Here is a 15,078-nt window from a genome sequence, read left to right on the forward strand (position 1 = left end):
GTCACTGTGGACGGTGCGACACCGGGGGGTGCCGACCTGTCACGGAAGGCAGACCACATGACCGACACGCAGCGCTCGACCTCGCAGACGCCCGACTACCCGGAGAACATCGACGCCGCGGTCCTCAAGATCGCCGGAGTGGTGATCCTCGGGGTGATCATGTCGATCCTCGACATCACGGTGGTCAACGTCGCCCTGCCGACGTTCCAGCAAGAGTTCGGCTCGGCGGCCGACCCGCTCGCGTACTCGCACGTCGCGTGGACCGTCACTGCCTACACCCTCGCTCTGGCGACCGTGATCCCGCTGACCGGGTGGGCGGCCGACAGGTTCGGCACCAAGAGGCTCTTCATCGCCGCCATCGCCCTCTTCACCGCGGGCTCGGTGCTCTGCGCGGCTGCTCAGGACATCAACACCCTGATCGCCTTCCGGGTCCTCCAGGGCCTCGGCGGCGGCATGATCATGCCCCTCGGGATGACGATCCTGACCCGTGCCGCCGGCCCGCACCGCATGGGTCGGTTGATGGCGATCCTCGGCATCCCGATGCTCCTGGGTCCGATCCTCGGCCCCATCGTCGGCGGCTGGCTCATCGAGCACGCGAGCTGGCACTGGATCTTCTTGATCAACCTCCCGATCGGCGTGGCGACGCTCGTCTACGCGTGGTTCGCACTGCCGGGAGACCGGCCGGAGCCGTCGGAGTCGTTCGACTTCCTCGGCATGCTGCTGCTGTCGCCCGGGCTCGCGCTGTTCCTGTTCGGCGTCTCCTCGATCCCGGAGAAGGGGACGGTCGCCGATACGCGGGTCTGGATCCCGATGGTCGTCGGCGCGGCCCTCATGCTGGCCTTCGTCCGGCACTCGTTCCGCCCGAAGCACCCGCTGCTCGACCTCCGGCTGTTCAGACACCGCAACCTCACCATCTCGGTGATCGTGATGTTCCTGTTCGTGGCGGCGTTCTTCGGGAGCCTGCTGCTGGTCCCGACCTACTTCCAGCAGGTCCGCGGGGAGTCGACGCTCGACGCCGGTCTGCTGGTCGCGCCGCAGGGCATCGGCGCGATGCTCACGATGCCGATCGCCGGCCGGCTCGTCGACCGGATCCCGGTGGGGCGGATCGTCCCGTTCGGGTTCCTGGGGATCCTCGTCGGGCTGTTCCCCTTGACTCAGATCACCTCGGAGACCGCCTACTGGAAGATCATCGCGGCGCTGTTCGTGATGGGTCTCGGCATGGGCGCGACGATGATGCCGGTGTTCACCTCGGCCCTCAAGTCGCTCTCCCACCAGGAGGTCGCGCGCGGGACGACACTCATCAACATCAACCAGCAGATCGCGAGCTCGGTCGGCGTCGCCGTGATGTCGGTCCTGCTGACGGCCTGGCTGCCGACACAGCGCATCTGGTACGCCGTGGTGGGCTCCTGGCAGAACCCGGAGATCATCCCGCAGCTGGGTGGTATGGCCGCCGTGGACGCGGTCCTCGCCGACGCCGGTGAGGCGTTCGCGCAGACCTTCTGGGTCGCCTGGGTGCTCTTGCTGCTCGCGCTGATCCCGGTGGCGTTCCTTCCACGGCGTCGTCCCGCGGAGACCCCCGTGGGCCCAGAGGGCGCGGAGACCCCCGCGGACTCGGCGGCGGTCAGCGAGGAGCCATCCGCAGGGCTCCGTCCATCCGAATGACCTCGCCGTTCAGATAGTCGTGCTCCACGATCATCGTCACCAGGTCGGCGAACTCCGACGGCCTCGCGAGCCGCTGCGGGAACGGCACGCCGGCGGCGAGACCGGCGCGGAACTCGTCCGACACGGTCGCGAGCATCGGGGTGTCGACGATGCCCGGGGCGACGGTGCAGACCCGGATCCCGTACTGCGCCAGGTCACGCGCGGCGGGCAACGTCAGCCCGACGATGCCGCCCTTGGACGCCGCGTACGCCGCCTGGCCGATCTGACCGTCGTACGCGGCGATCGACGCGGTGTTGACGATGACCCCGCGCTGGCCGTCCTCGTCGGCCTCCGTGGCCGCGATCGCCTCGGCGGCGACGGTCATCACGTTGAAGGAACCGACCAAGTTGACCTGGACGACCTTGGCGAAGAGGTCGAGGTCGTGCGGGCCGCGCTTGGAGAGGATCCGCGCCGAGGGGCCGATCCCTGCGCAGCTCACGACCGTCCGCAGCGGGGCGCCGCCGGAGGTCGCGGCGGTCACCGCGTTGCGAACCGAGGCGGGGTCGGTGACGTCGGTCTCGACGTACGTGACGCCCTCCACCGCAGGGGCCTTCTCGATGGAGCCCGCGAGGTCCAGGGCAAAGACCGTGGCGCCGCGCTCAGCGAGGGCAGCCACGGTGGCGGCACCGAGGCCCGAGGCTCCACCGGTGACGACGGCGGCGGTGTTGACGAGGTCCATGTCTCTCCTAGCGTGCGAGGTCGCGGCCGATGACGAGCCGCTGGATCTGGTTGGTCCCCTCGAAGATCTGCATGACTTTGACCTCGCGCATGTAGCGCTCGACGGGGAAGTCCTTGGTGTAGCCGGCGCCGCCGAGCACCTGGACGGCGTCGGTGGTCACCTTCATCGCGTTGTCGGTGGCGACGAGCTTCGCGATCGACGCCTGCGTGCGGAACGGGCGCCCAGCGTCCTTGAGCCTCGCTGCGGCGAGGTACGTCGCGCGGGCCGACTCGACGGCGGCCGCCATGTCGGCGAGGAGGAAGGCCAGGCCCTGGTGCTCGATGATCGGCTTGCCGAAGGTCTCGCGCTCCCGCGCGTACGCCAGCGCGACGTCGAGCGCGCCCTGCGCAACGCCGGTCGCCACCGCGGCGATCCCGAGGCGGCCCGAGTCCAGCCCGGCCAGCGCGATCGGAAGTCCCTGACCCTCGGCGCCGAGGCGGCGCTCGACCGGGACGCGGACTCCGTCGAAGAGCATCGTCGCGGTGGTCGAGCCCATGAGGCCCATCTTGTCCTCGGGGTTGTCGACCGACAGCCCTGGCGTGTCTGCGGGCACGAGGAAGCAGGAGATCCCGCGACCGCCCTCGGAGGTCCGGGCCATGACCTTGTAGAAGTCGGCCTCGCCCCCGTGGGTGGTCCACGCCTTCGCGCCGTCGATGACGTACTCGTCGCCGTGGCGCACCGCGCGGGTGCGCATCGCTGCCGGGTCCGAGCCGGCGTGCGCCTCTGAGAGGCAGTAGGCGCCGAGCAGGTCGCCGCCGAGCATGTCCGGGAGCCACCGTGCCTTCTGCTCGTCGGTGCCCGCGGTGAACAGCCCGAAGCACGAGAGTGCGTGCACGCTGGTCCCGACACCGACCGACGCCCACGCGGTGGCGATCTCCTCGACCACCTGCAGGTAGACCTCGTACGGCTGCCCGCTGCCGCCGTACTCCTCGGGGTACGGCAGGCCCAGCAGGCCGGCCTGTCCGAGCGTCCGGAAGACCTCGCGGGGGAAGGTCGCGGTGCGCTCGGCCTGGTCCACCCGGGGACGGAGCTCCTTGTCGACGATCGCTCGGGTCAGAGCGATGAGGTCCTCGGACTCCTCGCTCGGCATCAGTCGCTCGACGGGCATGGCACCTCTCTCGGGGTCGCGACGGCGTTGGCGCGTACGAGAAGCCTACGAGGGGCTCCTCGCGTCACCGGCTCAGGTGCGTGAGACCTTCCACGGCGCCGCCTGCGCGATCGGCTTGATGACCATGAGGTCGATGTTGACGTGCTGCGGGCGCGTGACCATCCAGCTGATCGCGTCGGCCACGTCGTCGGCGGTCAAGGGCTCCGCGACGCCCTCGTAGACGGCCTCGGCCCGCGCCTGGTCGCCGCCGAAGCGGACGAGGGAGAACTCGTCGGTGTGCACCATCCCCGGCGCGATCTCGGTGACCCGGACCGGCTCGCCGTTGAGCTCGAGGCGCAGCGTCTCGGTGATCATCGCGACACCGTGCTTGGCCGCCGTGTATCCGGCGCCCCCTTCGTACGCGAGGTGGCCGGCGATCGATCCGACGTTGAGGACGGTGCCCGCGCCGCTGGCGCGCAGTGCGGGGAGGAGGGCCTTGGTCACCCGCAACGTGCCGATGACGTTGGAGTCGTACATCTGCTGCCACGCCTCGGGGCTGGTCCGTTCGATCGGCTCCTGGCCGACGGCGCCACCGGCGTTGTTGACCAGGACGGCCAGCTCGGGACCGACCGCTGCGGCCAGCGCGTCGACCGACGCCTGGTCGGTGACGTCGCACACGACTGCGGTGCCGCCGATCTCATTGGCCAGCGCCTCGACCCGGTCGGCGCGGCGGGCCGCGCAGAGCACGTGGAAGCCGTCGGCGGCCAGACGCCGAGCGGTGGCGGCTCCGATCCCACTGCTCGCTCCGGTCACGACCGCGGTGCGCCGGTTCTCGGCGGTGCTCTCCTGCATGCCTCAGATGCTGCCACGGGAGGCTTCCGACGGTGCGGGGAGTCCCGCTCGGGGCCTGGAACGCCTGCCTAGGATGGAGGCGTGACAGCCCTCCACGTCCGTCGTGTCGCCATGGTGTCGGCGCACACGTCGCCGCTCGAGCAGCCCGGCAACGGCGATGCCGGCGGCATGAACGTGTACGTGCTGGAGCTGGCGCGTCAGCTGGCTGCCCGCTCGGTGGAGGTGGAGATCTTCACCCGGGCGACGTCCTCCGAGCAGCCTCCGGTCACCGAGGCGCTCCCGGGCGTCACGGTCCGCCACGTGCCGGCGGGTCCGTTCGAAGGGCTTCCCAAGGAGGACCTCCCGGCCCAGCTGTGCACGTTCGCCCGCGACGTCCTGCGCGCCGAGGCCACGCGGCCGGCCGGGTGGTTCGACGTCGTGCACTCGCACTACTGGCTGTCCGGCCAGGTGGGGCAGGTCGCCGCCGACCGGTGGGGTGTCCCGCTGGTCCACTCGATGCACACGATGGCCAAGGTCAAGAACGCCAACCTCGCGGTCGGTGACCTCGCCGAGCCGGCCGGTCGGGTGGCAGGGGAGGAGCAGCTCGTCGCCTCCGCCGACCGGCTGATCGCCAACACCGCCGACGAGCGCGACCAGCTGGTCACGCGGTACGCCGCCGACTCGCAGCGGGTCTCGGTCGTCCATCCCGGCGTCGACCTCGACCGCTTCCGGCCGACCGACAGGGTCGCGGCACGGGTGGCCCTGGGCCTGCCGCAGGACGCCGACGTCATCCTGTTCGCCGGCCGTATCCAGCCGCTCAAGGCCCCCGACGTCGTGCTCGAGGCCGCCGCGCACCTGATGGCGGGCGCTCGTCGCGACCGCACCGTCGTCGCGGTGGTGGGAGGGCCCTCCGGCAGCGGGATCGACCGGCCGACCGTCCTCCTCGAGCTCGCTGCCGCACTCGGCATCTCCGACCGCGTCCGGTTCGTCCCGCCGGTCGCGCAGGACCGGCTCGCGCTCTGGTACGCCGCGGCGTCGATCGTCTGCGTCCCCTCGCACAACGAGTCCTTCGGCCTGGTCGCGATCGAGGCGCAGGCGTGCGGCACCCCGGTGGTGGCGGCCAAGGTCGGTGGTCTGACGACCGCCGTCCACGACGGTGTGACCGGGCTGCTGGTCGACGGGCACGAGCCCGTCGACTACGCGGCGGCCTTCGCCCAGGTCCTCGACCAGTCGGGACTGCACGCCTCGATGCGGGAGGCCGCCGTGCACCACGCGCGGCGCTTCGGCTGGGACGTGACGGCCGAGCGTACGCTCGCGGTCTACGAGGACGCGGTCGGCCAGCCTCTGCCGTTGCCGACCGCCGTCGGTCAGTAACGCAGCGAAAGGGGAGGCCGTGGACGGTCGTACGGAGCCGGACGAGCAGGGCGCGCCATGGGCGGTTGCCGCGACGATCAGGAGCGCTCTGGCAGCAGCCGACCTCGAGCACACGGAGTTCCGGCCGGGTGTCTTCGAGGTCACGCTGCCCGGCGTCCGCAAGCTCCAGACCACCTGCCGTCTCGAGGTCGGTGACCACGCACTCGGCATCCACGCCTTCGTCGCGCGGCGCCCCGACGAGAACCACGAGGCCGTCTACCGCTGGCTCCTCGAGCGCAACCTGCGGATGTACGCCGTGGCGTTCGCCGTCGACAGCGCGGGCGACATCTATCTCGACGGCCGCCTCCCGCTGCACGCCATCACCGAGGACGAGGTCGACCGCGTCCTCGGATCGGTGCTCACCTACGCCGACGACTCGTTCAACATGATCCTCGAGCTCGGGTTCGCCAGCTCGATCCGCAAGGAGTGGGAGTGGCGGCTCTCGCGCGGCGAGTCGACGCGCAACCTGGAGGCGTTCCGTCATCTGCTCGAGAAGGACTCGGCCCAGGGCTGACGGTGCCGTGCGGCCCGCTCAGCTCCGCACCCGCGCGAGGATCCGCGCCTCGGTCTCCGCGTCGACCCCCGCAGGCTGGCGCTCGGGGTGAGGCGACGCCGTCGGACCCTCGGCTCGCAACCACGTCCAGGTGTCCGCGACCGTCTCCTGGACCGGCCGGCACCGCAGCCCGGCCGCGTGGGCGGCCGACGTGTCACCGTCGTGCAGTCCGGCCAGCTCCCCGGTCGGGGGCACCCAGATCGGCAGGTCCACCCATCCGGTGACGCCCTCCTCCAGGAGCACCTCGGCCGGCACCCAGACGAGGGTCGCGTCCGCCACCGTCACGGCCAGGCACGACTCGAGCAGCTCACGCGTCGTGGTGTGCCCCGGAAGGCTGACCACGTTGTACGTGCCTCCACCCTCGCCGCCCCGGCCGGCCGTCTCGGCGCGGTCGAGCATCCACCCCGCGAGGTCCCGTCCGTCCACGTACTGCAGCGGTCGCTCGCCCGGGCCGGGAGCGAGCACGTCCCCGCCCGCAGCGACTCGCCGCAGCCACCAAGGAAGGCGGCCGACGACCTCGTACGGGCCGATCACCAGCCCCGCCCGCGCCAGCAGCGCACGGTCGCCGAACGCGTCCAGGACCGCAAGCTCGGCGCCTCGCTTCGCCGCCCCGTAGTCGTCGGCGGTGGTGGCGTCGGGATCGCCGTCGACGACCGGAGCGCTCTCGTCGGCCCCCGGCACGAGCGGCCAGGCGTAGACCGACCGGCTGGAGACGTAGCCGTAGTGCGACACGCGATCGGCCAACAGCCGTGCGGAGTCACGCACCACGCTCGGCTCGTCCGACCAGGTGTCGAGGACGGCGTCCCACGTCTCACCGGCGAGCGCGTCGGCGAAGGCTCGGGCGTCGCGGCGGTCGGCGTACCGGGCGTCGGCACCCCGCGCGGGCGATCCGCTGGTGCCCCGGGTCACGGTGGTGACGTCGTGGCCACGGGCCAGCGCGGCCTCGACGGCGGCGCGGCCGACGTGGTGGGTCCCTCCCAGGATGAGCAGGCGCATGTCTCGAGCCTGGCCGATCGCGCGCCCGGGCGGCAAGGTCTTCCGCTCAGGGCAGAGCCGTCGTCGCTAGGGTGAGCGCATGAGTGCCTACACCCTCGTCCTGCTGCGCCACGGCGAGAGCCAGTGGAACAAGAAGAACCTCTTCACCGGCTGGGTCGACGTCGACCTCACCGAGAAGGGTGAGGCCGAGGCCCGCGCCGCGGCACTCCTGATGGCCGAGGCCGGTCTGTTCCCCGACGTGATGCACACGTCGCTGCTGCGCCGCGCGATCCGCACCGGCCAGATCGCCCTCGACGGCATCGACCGCCACTGGATCCCGGTGCGGCGGTCGTGGCGGCTGAACGAGCGCCACTACGGGGCGCTCCAGGGCAAGGACAAGAAGGCGACGCTGGAGGAGTTCGGCGAGGAGCAGTTCATGAAGTGGCGGCGCTCGTACGACGTGCCGCCGCCGCCGTTGGACGCGGACGCCGAGTTCAGCCAGTTCCACGACGTCCGCTACGCCGATCTCCCTCCGGAGGTCCGGCCGCGTACGGAGGCGCTCGCCAACGTGCTCCACCGGTTCCTCCCGTACTGGTACGACGCGATCGTCCCCGACCTGCGGCTGGGGCGGACGGTCCTGGTGGCGGCGCACGGCAACTCGCTGCGGGCGCTCGTGAAGCACCTCGACGACATGTCCGAGGAGGCCGTCGTCGGCCTCAACATCCCGACCGGGATGCCGCTGCTGTACGAGCTGGACGAGGACATGCGGCCGCTCACCAAGGGCGGCCGCTACCTCGACCCGGAGGCGGCTCGCGCCGCGGCCGAGGCGGTCGCTAACCAGGGGCGCTGACACCTGTCCGGCGTCGAGATGGCGCTGGTCCTCCTCGCGGGGGTCGGCGCGGGTGTCATCAACACGATCGTCGGCTCGGGGACCCTGATCACCTTCCCGACGCTCGTGGCGTTCGGGGTGCCGCCGGTGACGGCGACGATGAGCAACGCGGTGGGCCTGGTGCCCGGCAACATCACCGGCTCGTTCGGCTACCGGCGAGAGCTCGCCGGGCAGGGCTTCCTCGTCAGAAGGTTCCTGCCCGCCTCCCTCCTCGGCTCGCTCGTCGGGGCGTACCTGCTGCTGAACCTTCCCGAGGACACGTTCATCGCGGTGGTGCCGGTGCTGCTCGTGGTGGCGCTGGTCATGGTGGTCGCGCAGCCGCCGCTCCAGAGGTGGCTCAAGGCGCGGCGCGAGGCCAGCGGCGTCGACGAGGTCGCGCTCGACGCGATGAGCCGGCCGCGCAGTCTTGCCGCGCTGGTCACGGTGTTCGCGTGCGGGATCTACGGGGGCTACTTCGCCGCTGCCCAGGGGATCCTCCTGATCGGGCTCCTGGGGATGCTGGTGCCGTTGGCGCTGCAGCGCATGAACGCGCTCAAGAACGTGCTCGTGCTGGGGGTCAACGTGGTCTCGGCGACGACGTACGTGGTGGTCGCCACCTGGGGCGGTGGGACGCACCCGATCGACTGGACCGCCGTCGGACTCGTCGCCGCGGGTTCGCTGGTGGGCGGGTACCTCGGCGCGCGCATCGGGCGGCGTCTCCCGTCGCTGCTGCTCCGTGCCTGCATCGTGGTGCTCGGCCTCGTCGCGCTCTACACCATCATCGGCATGCGCTGACCGCCGACGGTTGCGGAGGACCCGACGCTCAGACCTGAGGCACCTCGCCGGTCACCTGGTAGACCACGCGGCGCGCGATCGAGACCGCGTGGTCGCCGGTCCGCTCGTAGTAGCGCGCGAGGAGCGCGACGTCGACCGCCGACTCCACCCCACCGGTCCAGCCGTCGCCGAGCAGCCGGTGGAACATCGTCCGGTAGAGACTGTCCATCTCGTCGTCGGCCGAGAGCAGCGCGGCCGCGGCGTCGAGGTCGTGGGTTCCGAGCACGATCGCGACGGACTCGAGCATGCCGCCGGCGACCCGGGCCATCTCCGCCACCGTCGGTCGGGCCTCCGCAGGGACCGCCAGCTCCGGCATGCGCATGCGGGCGAGCTCCGCGACGTGGACGGCGAGGTCACCGATGCGCTCGAGGTCACCGGCGATCCGCAACCCGGCCACCACGCGACGGAGGTCTGTGGCCACCGGCTGTTGAGTCGCGAGCAGGGAGATCGCATCGCTCTCGCACGACTCGCGGGCGGCGTCGATCACCGCGTCTCCGCTGATGACCAGCTCGGCCGCGCCGAGGTCCCCGTCGAGGAGGGCCGCGCTCGCCCGAGCGAGCGAGAAGCGCACCGCCGTGGTCATCGCCACGAGGTCGGCGTCGAGCGCATCCAGCCGGTCGTCATAGAAGTCGCGCATGCTCGGACCCTAGGGAGTCCAGGTGAACCGTCACCGACCTGCGATGAACGAGCGGTGAACTCTGGACGAACGACCCCGTCGGTCGCCCCGCACGTTCATCAAGGATCAGGGCCCCTGCGTACGATCGAGGTGTGGAACCGGACATCGCGTTCGCGTTCGGCGCCGCCGTAGGCCTTCTGATGGGGGCCGGGGTGTTGTGGGCGTGGCGCTACAGCGAGCGGCAGCAGGAGCACATCCCGGCCCGGCCCGAGCCCGAGGTCCCGGCCGGCGCCGAGGCCGTCCTTGCCGTCCTGCGCTCGTCGGCGGTCATCGTCGATGCCGCCGACAGGGTGGTGAGGGCCTCCGCCCCGGCGCACGCCATGGGTCTGCTCCAGGACACCCGCCTCGAGCACGAGACACTCCGCGACATGGTCCGGCTCGTCCGGCGCGACGGTCAGGTCCGTACGGAGGAGCTCGCCCTCGGGCTGGGACGCGGCGGTCAGCGGCACGTGCTCGTCCGGGTCGCTCCGCTCACCTCGCGCCTGGTGCTCGTGCTCGTCGAGGACCGGACCTCCGAGCGGCGCGTGGAGATGATCCGCCGCGACTTCGTGGCCAACGTGAGTCACGAGCTCAAGACCCCGGTCGGGGCGCTCAACCTGCTGGCCGAGGCCGTCGGCGAGGCTCGCGACGACCCGGAGGCCGTCGTCCGGTTCAGCGGACGGATGAAGCGCGAGGGCGCTCGCCTCACCCGCCTCGTCCAGCAGATCATCGAGCTCTCCCGCCTTCAGGGCGACGCCCTGGTCGAAGACCCGCACGAGGTCGACGTCGCGACGCTGGTCGCCGCGGCGGTGGAGCGCAACGCGGTCGACGCGGAGGCCCGGGGGATCGACGTCGCCGTCCGCAGCGCCGACGACCTGTACGTCCACGGTGACGGCGAGCAGCTGCTCCAGGCGGTCAACAACCTGGTCGAGAATGCCATCGCGTACTCCGAGGAGGGCACGAGCGTGACCGTGGACGCCGCTCGCGTCGACGACGAGGTCCGCATCGCCGTGCGAGACCAGGGCGTCGGCATCGCCCAGGCGGAGATCGAGCGGATCTTCGAGCGCTTCTATCGCGTGGATCCGGCACGGGCGCGCAGCACGGGTGGCACGGGGCTCGGCCTCTCGATCGTCAAGCACGTCGCCGCCAGCCACGCCGGTGCCGTCGAGGTGTGGAGCGAGCCCGGCCACGGCTCGTCGTTCACGCTGGTGCTCCCCGCCGCGGCCCGCACGCGCGACCTCGACGACGACGCATCCGCCTCGTCCGACGCCCAGACCCCGGTACGCCCGTCCGCCCAGGAGGCACGCCCATGACCCGAGTGCTCGTCGTCGAGGACGAGGAGAGCTACATCGATGCGCTGTCGTACGTGCTGCGCAAGGAGGGCTTCGAGGTGGCCGTCGCGACCGACGGCTACGCGGCGCTCGAGGAGTTCGACCGCACCGGAGCCGACATCGTCCTCCTCGACCTCATGCTCCCCGGCATCAGCGGGACCGAGGTGTGCCGCAAGCTCCGTGCGTCGTCGTCGGTGCCGGTGATCATGGTGAGCGCCAAGGACTCCGAGGTCGACAAGGTGGTCGGTCTCGAGCTCGGCGCCGACGACTACGTCACGAAGCCGTACAGCCCTCGCGAGCTGGTCGCCCGGATCCGGGCGGTCCTCCGCCGCGGCGCCGACCAGGGTGCCGCCGATGACACCGCCCTCGAGGTGGGCCGGGTCAGGATGGACGTCGACCGGCACGTGGTCACCGTCGACGGCGACGAGGTCCGGCTGCCCCTGAAGGAGTTCGAGCTGCTGGAGCTCTTTCTCCGCAACGTCGGGCGGGTGCTCACGCGGGGTCAGCTCATCGACCGCGTCTGGGGCTCGGACTACGTCGGCGACACCAAGACGCTCGACGTCCACGTCAAGCGGCTCCGCGCCAAGATCGAGCCCGATCCGTCACGCCCCTCGACGCTGGTGACGGTGCGAGGGCTGGGATACAAGTACGACGTCTAGGACGCCGATGGCCGGCGGCCGGCTGCTCTGCCGCACGAGGCGCGACGTCCGTGGTGGCCCCTAGGCTGATCGGCATGAAGACACGGATCGGGACCCACGTCGACCAGGCCCACCCCTTCGACGACGTCGACCGGGTCGGCGCCGACGTCGCCCAGATGTTCTTGGGCGACCCGCAGAGCTGGAAGTGGCCGAAGTACGAGTACGCCGGCGGCGCCGACGGGCTCCGTGACGACGCGGCGGCGCGAGACGTCCCGCTCTACGTCCACGCTCCCTACCTGCTCAACGTGGCGAGCCTCAACAACCGCGTGCGCATCCCCAGCCGCAAGCTCGTCCAGAACGCCGTCGACGGTGCCGCCGCGATCGGTGCCGCGGGGGTGATCCTCCACGGTGGCTACGTCGATTCCGAGGACGACCTCGACAAGGGGTTCGACAACTGGCGCAAGGCCGTCGAGGCGATCGACGCCAAGGTGCCGGTGCTCCTCGAGAACACCGCGGGGGGCGACTACTCGATGGCGCGACGGTTCGAGCGGATCGAGCGGACGTGGGAGGCGATCCAGGCCGGCGGTGCCGGAGACTCGTGGGGCTTCTGCCTCGACACCTGCCACGCCTGGGCGGGCGGCATCGAGCTCGAGGGCATCGTCGACCGGATCAAGGCGGTGACGGGCAGGATCGACCTCGTGCACTGCAACAACAGCCGCGACGCCTTCGACTCAGGAGCCGACCGCCACGCTCACCTGACGGCAGGGACGATCCCGCCGGAGCTGCTCGTGGACGTGGTCCGCTCGGCTGGTGCGCCGGTCATCATCGAGACCCACGCCGACGACCAGACCGGCGACGACATCGCGTGGCTCCGCGACCAGGTCGCGCAGTAGCGACCCGACCTCAGTCGGTGCCGGCGCCCTCGTCCTCTTCGCCGGGGGTGTCCTGGTCGACGGCCGAGGACGCCTTCGGCGTGGCGGGGCTGGTGGGGGTGCTCGCGCCCGGCTCGGCCACCGAGTCATACATCGGGATCCGGGTCACGATGGGGAGCTGCATGTCGACGTCACCGGCGTTGGCGAACGTGTAGGTGATCACGAGGAACTGGCCGGCGAAGAGCTCCGAGCCCTCGATGACCACCTGAGGCTTGGTGCCGAGCGTCTCCAGACGGCGGGCCGGGACCGGCACGGGACCGTCGAAGGTGACGTCGACCGGTGTGCCGTCGAGCGTGCTGACCTCGACCTCGACAAGCCGGTCGGCCTTCAGCGCCTGGTTGACCAGGCCGGCTGACAGCGTCCCGGAGCCGTCCTCGTTCTTCACGAAGAGCGCGTTGAGCACCTGGACGTCGCTCGAGCGGTCGTCGGTGCCGACGCTGGCCTCGTAGACGGAGTTGGTCTGTGCCTCGAAGCCGGTGCCACATCCTGCGAGGAGGACAGCGAGTCCGCCGACGACGGCGGTGGCGAGAGCACGGCGGGAGCGAGTGAGCACAGCCCGACCCTTTCTTCATTCCTACGAGCGCGACCAGGTGGTGCGCGGCGACGCACCCAGCGTATCCGCGGGCCGCCCGGGCCGTGCGACGAGGTCGTGCGGACACCCTCGACTGCCACTCCGGCGAGACTTTGTCAAGTCCCGATGAGGCTCCTGACCTGCAGAAACGATCCGGAGGGCTGTGGTTCCCCGTGTTACCCTAGTCACCTAAGAAAGGGCTATGGACATATGACTTTCACTGTTGGCGAAACGGTTGTCTACCCCAATCACGGTGCGGCGGTCATCGAGGACATCGAAGTCCGCACGATCAAGGGCGAAGAGCGTCAGTACCTCGTGCTGCGCATCGTCGCCCAGAACGATCTCGTCGTACGGGTGCCGGCGTGCAATCTCGACCTGGTCGGGGTGCGCGACGTGGTGGACAAGGAGGGGCTGGACCGGGTCTTCGGTGTGCTTCGGGCGGAGCACGCGGAGGAGCCGACCAACTGGTCCCGTCGTTACAAGGCCAATCTCGAGAAGCTGCACTCCGGTGACGTGATGAAGGTCGCCGAGGTCGTGCGTGACCTGTGGCGCCGCGAACGCGACCGGGGTCTCTCGGCAGGCGAGAAGCGGATGCTGGCCAAGGCGCGTCAGATCCTCGTCTCCGAGCTCGCGCTCGCCGAGAACACCAACGAGGACAAGGCCGAGACGCTGCTCGACGAGGTGCTCGCGTCCTGACCTGATCGTGGTCCTCGACCACTCGTGACGAAGCCGCTGCCGTGACTATGGCAGCGGCTTCGTCGTGCGACGGCGTTTCTTATTCCGGCTGTTGCGTGCCGTAACCGGTACGAAACCCGCGCTGCCTAGCGTCGCGGCATGGCGACGTCGGGCGGAGTGGCGACCTGGGTCAAGGTGTGCGACGCGGGAGAGCTCGTCGTGGGCATCGGTGTCTCCGCACTCGTCCGCGGCAAGCAGGTGGCGCTGTTCAAGACCGGTGAGCGAGAGCTTCGTGCCGTCGGCAACCGCGATCCCTACTCCGGGACCCAGACGATGGCCCGGGGCCTGGTCGTCGAGCGAGACGGGCGGACCCTCCTGGCCGCACCGGCGGGTCGAGAGCTGTTCGACCTCGAGACCGGCGTCTGCATCGACGACCCGATGACCAGACTCGCGCTCTATCCGGTGCGTCTCGTCAATGGATTTGCCGAGGTGTGCATCACCGTACGGGGATGACGATCGCCGTGGCGATCGCCGCGGCACCCTCTCCGCGCCCGGTGAGACCGAGCCCGTCGGTCGTCGTCCCGGACACGCTCACCGGCGCTCCGACGGCGTCCGAGAGCACCCGCTGCGCCTCGTCGCGCCGCGTCCCGACCTTGGGTCGGTTGCCGACGAGCTGGACGCTCACGTTGCCGATCGTGAACCCGGCGTCGACGACCCTGCGGGCGGTCTCGGTGACGAACGCGACGCCGGAGGCGCCGGCCCACTCCGGATCGGACGTCCCGTAGTTGCTCCCGAGGTCGCCGAGTCCCGACGCTGCGAGCAAGGCGTCGCACACGGCGTGAGCGACCACGTCGGCGTCGGAGTGCCCCGCGAGTCCTGCCGGTTCGTCGGGCCACAGCAGTCCGGCGCACCACATGGGTCGTCCGGCCTCGTACGCGTGGACGTCGGTGCCGGTGCCGACGCGGGGGATCGGGGAGTGCGCCATGGGGCCATCATCGCGCGCCGTCCGGTCGAGCGGGCGACCGGCGGGCCGCGCGCCCCTCGGGTCAGCCGGCCGAGAGGACCTCGGCCGCCGAGACCGCCCCGTGACGGTCCTGGATGACGTCGGCGAGACGCCGGATCTCGTCGTCGCTGATCTCGACGCCGACCTCCTCGACGCCGCGGCGCAGCTCGTCCTCGACCGTGCCCTCGGTCGCGCCGTCCTGCCACGAGGTCACGCGGTCGACGACGGCCTGGATGGCGGTGATCCTGTCCTGTTCAGTCATGGCCGATCGTTACCCACGCCGGCCGGCGCCA

At 70.9% G+C, this 15,078-nt stretch carries 18 protein-coding genes; 10 read left to right on the plus strand and 8 right to left on the minus strand.

Translation table 11 applies throughout. The annotated features are described in order from the left end of the window. Nucleotides 1-57: 57 nt before the first annotated feature. Nucleotides 58-1,662, plus strand: a complete 1,605-nt coding sequence (locus tag KV102_RS09585) for a DHA2 family efflux MFS transporter permease subunit (RefSeq protein ID WP_220346039.1) — start codon at nt 58-60, stop codon at nt 1,660-1,662. On the opposite strand, the gene KV102_RS09590 is transcribed toward KV102_RS09585, so the two are convergent. The 3 genes from KV102_RS09590 to KV102_RS09600 all read right to left on the minus strand — a co-directional run bounded on the left by KV102_RS09590 (nt 1,622) and on the right by KV102_RS09600 (nt 4,358). Beyond that, nucleotides 1,622-2,380, minus strand: coding sequence for an SDR family NAD(P)-dependent oxidoreductase (locus KV102_RS09590; protein WP_220346040.1), 759 nt, complete (start codon nt 2,378-2,380; stop codon nt 1,622-1,624). The two genes, KV102_RS09585 and KV102_RS09590, sit on opposite strands and share 41 nt — an antisense overlap. A gap of 7 nt (nt 2,381-2,387) precedes the next feature. Further along, on the minus strand, nt 2,388-3,527 hold the full coding sequence (locus KV102_RS09595; RefSeq protein ID WP_220343361.1) for an acyl-CoA dehydrogenase family protein: 1,140 nt from the start codon (nt 3,525-3,527) through the stop codon (nt 2,388-2,390). Nucleotides 3,528-3,599: 72 nt separating this feature from the next. Then, nucleotides 3,600-4,358 carry an SDR family NAD(P)-dependent oxidoreductase gene (locus tag KV102_RS09600; protein WP_220343362.1) on the minus strand — a complete coding sequence of 253 codons (759 nt, stop codon included), beginning with the start codon at nt 4,356-4,358 and terminating at the stop codon, nt 3,600-3,602. Between the two features lie 111 nt (nt 4,359-4,469). Between KV102_RS09600 and mshA the strand changes: the two genes are divergently transcribed. After that, entirely contained in the window at nt 4,470-5,711 is a 1,242-nt protein-coding gene (gene mshA / locus KV102_RS09605; RefSeq protein WP_220346309.1) for a D-inositol-3-phosphate glycosyltransferase, read from the plus strand. Nucleotides 5,712-5,730: 19 nt separating this feature from the next. Further along, complete coding sequence (locus KV102_RS09610) at nt 5,731-6,264, plus strand: YbjN domain-containing protein (RefSeq protein ID WP_374106993.1); 534 nt, start codon at nt 5,731-5,733, stop codon at nt 6,262-6,264. 18 nt (nt 6,265-6,282) lie between these two features. On the opposite strand, the gene KV102_RS09615 is transcribed toward KV102_RS09610, so the two are convergent. Beyond that, nucleotides 6,283-7,299, minus strand: coding sequence for an NAD-dependent epimerase/dehydratase family protein (locus KV102_RS09615; RefSeq protein WP_220346041.1), 1,017 nt, complete (start codon nt 7,297-7,299; stop codon nt 6,283-6,285). A 79-nt stretch (nt 7,300-7,378) separates the two neighbouring features. Between KV102_RS09615 and KV102_RS09620 the strand changes: the two genes are divergently transcribed. Next, on the plus strand, nt 7,379-8,128 hold the full coding sequence (locus tag KV102_RS09620; protein WP_220343364.1) for a phosphoglyceromutase: 750 nt from the start codon (nt 7,379-7,381) through the stop codon (nt 8,126-8,128). A 3-nt stretch (nt 8,129-8,131) separates the two neighbouring features. Next, complete coding sequence (locus KV102_RS09625; protein WP_374197355.1) at nt 8,132-8,941, plus strand: sulfite exporter TauE/SafE family protein; 810 nt, start codon at nt 8,132-8,134, stop codon at nt 8,939-8,941. Between the two features lie 28 nt (nt 8,942-8,969). Here KV102_RS09625 and phoU read toward each other — a convergent pair whose 3' ends face one another. Then, nucleotides 8,970-9,617: a phosphate signaling complex protein PhoU gene (gene phoU / locus KV102_RS09630; RefSeq protein ID WP_220343366.1), complete on the minus strand. Its 648-nt coding sequence runs from the start codon at nt 9,615-9,617 to the stop codon at nt 8,970-8,972. Nucleotides 9,618-9,748: 131 nt separating this feature from the next. On the opposite strand from phoU, the gene KV102_RS09635 reads away from it, so the two are divergent. The 3 genes from KV102_RS09635 (at nt 9,749) to KV102_RS09645 (ending at nt 12,497) form a co-directional block, all read left to right on the plus strand. Continuing rightward, nucleotides 9,749-10,948 carry a cell wall metabolism sensor histidine kinase WalK gene (locus tag KV102_RS09635; RefSeq protein WP_301021613.1) on the plus strand — a complete coding sequence of 400 codons (1,200 nt, stop codon included), beginning with the start codon at nt 9,749-9,751 and terminating at the stop codon, nt 10,946-10,948. Continuing rightward, on the plus strand, nt 10,945-11,625 hold the full coding sequence (locus KV102_RS09640; protein WP_220343367.1) for a response regulator transcription factor: 681 nt from the start codon (nt 10,945-10,947) through the stop codon (nt 11,623-11,625). The genes KV102_RS09635 and KV102_RS09640 overlap by 4 nt, the downstream gene beginning before the upstream one ends. Before the next feature lie 74 nt (nt 11,626-11,699). Further along, a complete protein-coding gene (locus KV102_RS09645; RefSeq protein ID WP_220346042.1) occupies nt 11,700-12,497 on the plus strand; it encodes a deoxyribonuclease IV in 798 nt (265 codons plus the stop codon). Between the two features lie 10 nt (nt 12,498-12,507). Here the strand turns inward: KV102_RS09645 and KV102_RS09650 are convergent, their stop codons facing one another. Then, nucleotides 12,508-13,089, minus strand: a complete 582-nt coding sequence (locus tag KV102_RS09650; RefSeq protein WP_220343369.1) for a hypothetical protein — start codon at nt 13,087-13,089, stop codon at nt 12,508-12,510. 228 nt (nt 13,090-13,317) lie between these two features. Between KV102_RS09650 and KV102_RS09655 the strand changes: the two genes are divergently transcribed. Further along, nucleotides 13,318-13,803 (plus strand): CarD family transcriptional regulator, encoded by a 486-nt coding sequence (locus KV102_RS09655; RefSeq protein ID WP_220343370.1) that lies wholly within the window; start codon nt 13,318-13,320, stop codon nt 13,801-13,803. A 138-nt stretch (nt 13,804-13,941) separates the two neighbouring features. Further along, the gene (locus KV102_RS09660; RefSeq protein WP_220343371.1) at nt 13,942-14,295 is read left to right on the plus strand and encodes a nitrite reductase (NAD(P)H) small subunit; all 354 of its coding nucleotides are present in this window, start codon (nt 13,942-13,944) and stop codon (nt 14,293-14,295) included. Here the strand turns inward: KV102_RS09660 and ispF are convergent. Continuing rightward, nucleotides 14,279-14,767, minus strand: coding sequence for a 2-C-methyl-D-erythritol 2,4-cyclodiphosphate synthase (ispF, locus tag KV102_RS09665; RefSeq protein WP_220343372.1), 489 nt, complete (start codon nt 14,765-14,767; stop codon nt 14,279-14,281). The genes KV102_RS09660 and ispF overlap by 17 nt on opposite strands. Before the next feature lie 61 nt (nt 14,768-14,828). After that, nucleotides 14,829-15,047, minus strand: coding sequence for a hypothetical protein (locus KV102_RS09670; protein WP_220343373.1), 219 nt, complete (start codon nt 15,045-15,047; stop codon nt 14,829-14,831). Nucleotides 15,048-15,078: the final 31 nt, after the last annotated feature.

It is taken from the genome of Mumia sp. zg.B53, from assembly GCF_019550935.1.
Classification (GTDB): Bacteria; Actinomycetota; Actinomycetes; order Propionibacteriales; family Nocardioidaceae; genus Mumia.

What these genes read in the sequence shown, in the direction of transcription:
- KV102_RS09645 (WP_220346042.1), top strand. Translation starts at nt 11,700, where the DNA reads ATGAAGACACGGATCGGGACCCACGTCGACCAGGCCCACCCCTTCGAC.
- phoU (WP_220343366.1), bottom strand. Translation starts at nt 9,617, where the DNA reads ATGCGCGACTTCTATGACGACCGGCTGGATGCGCTCGACGCCGACCTC.
- KV102_RS09615 (WP_220346041.1), bottom strand. Translation starts at nt 7,299, where the DNA reads ATGCGCCTGCTCATCCTGGGAGGGACCCACCACGTCGGCCGCGCCGCC.
- KV102_RS09640 (WP_220343367.1), top strand. Translation starts at nt 10,945, where the DNA reads ATGACCCGAGTGCTCGTCGTCGAGGACGAGGAGAGCTACATCGATGCG.
- KV102_RS09600 (WP_220343362.1), bottom strand. Translation starts at nt 4,358, where the DNA reads ATGCAGGAGAGCACCGCCGAGAACCGGCGCACCGCGGTCGTGACCGGA.
- KV102_RS09590 (WP_220346040.1), bottom strand. Translation starts at nt 2,380, where the DNA reads ATGGACCTCGTCAACACCGCCGCCGTCGTCACCGGTGGAGCCTCGGGC.
- KV102_RS09670 (WP_220343373.1), bottom strand. Translation starts at nt 15,047, where the DNA reads ATGACTGAACAGGACAGGATCACCGCCATCCAGGCCGTCGTCGACCGC.
- KV102_RS09655 (WP_220343370.1), top strand. Translation starts at nt 13,318, where the DNA reads ATGACTTTCACTGTTGGCGAAACGGTTGTCTACCCCAATCACGGTGCG.
- KV102_RS09660 (WP_220343371.1), top strand. Translation starts at nt 13,942, where the DNA reads ATGGCGACGTCGGGCGGAGTGGCGACCTGGGTCAAGGTGTGCGACGCG.
- KV102_RS09620 (WP_220343364.1), top strand. Translation starts at nt 7,379, where the DNA reads ATGAGTGCCTACACCCTCGTCCTGCTGCGCCACGGCGAGAGCCAGTGG.
- mshA (WP_220346309.1), top strand. Translation starts at nt 4,470, where the DNA reads ATGGTGTCGGCGCACACGTCGCCGCTCGAGCAGCCCGGCAACGGCGAT.
- ispF (WP_220343372.1), bottom strand. Translation starts at nt 14,767, where the DNA reads ATGGCGCACTCCCCGATCCCCCGCGTCGGCACCGGCACCGACGTCCAC.
- KV102_RS09585 (WP_220346039.1), top strand. Translation starts at nt 58, where the DNA reads ATGACCGACACGCAGCGCTCGACCTCGCAGACGCCCGACTACCCGGAG.
- KV102_RS09595 (WP_220343361.1), bottom strand. Translation starts at nt 3,527, where the DNA reads ATGCCCGTCGAGCGACTGATGCCGAGCGAGGAGTCCGAGGACCTCATC.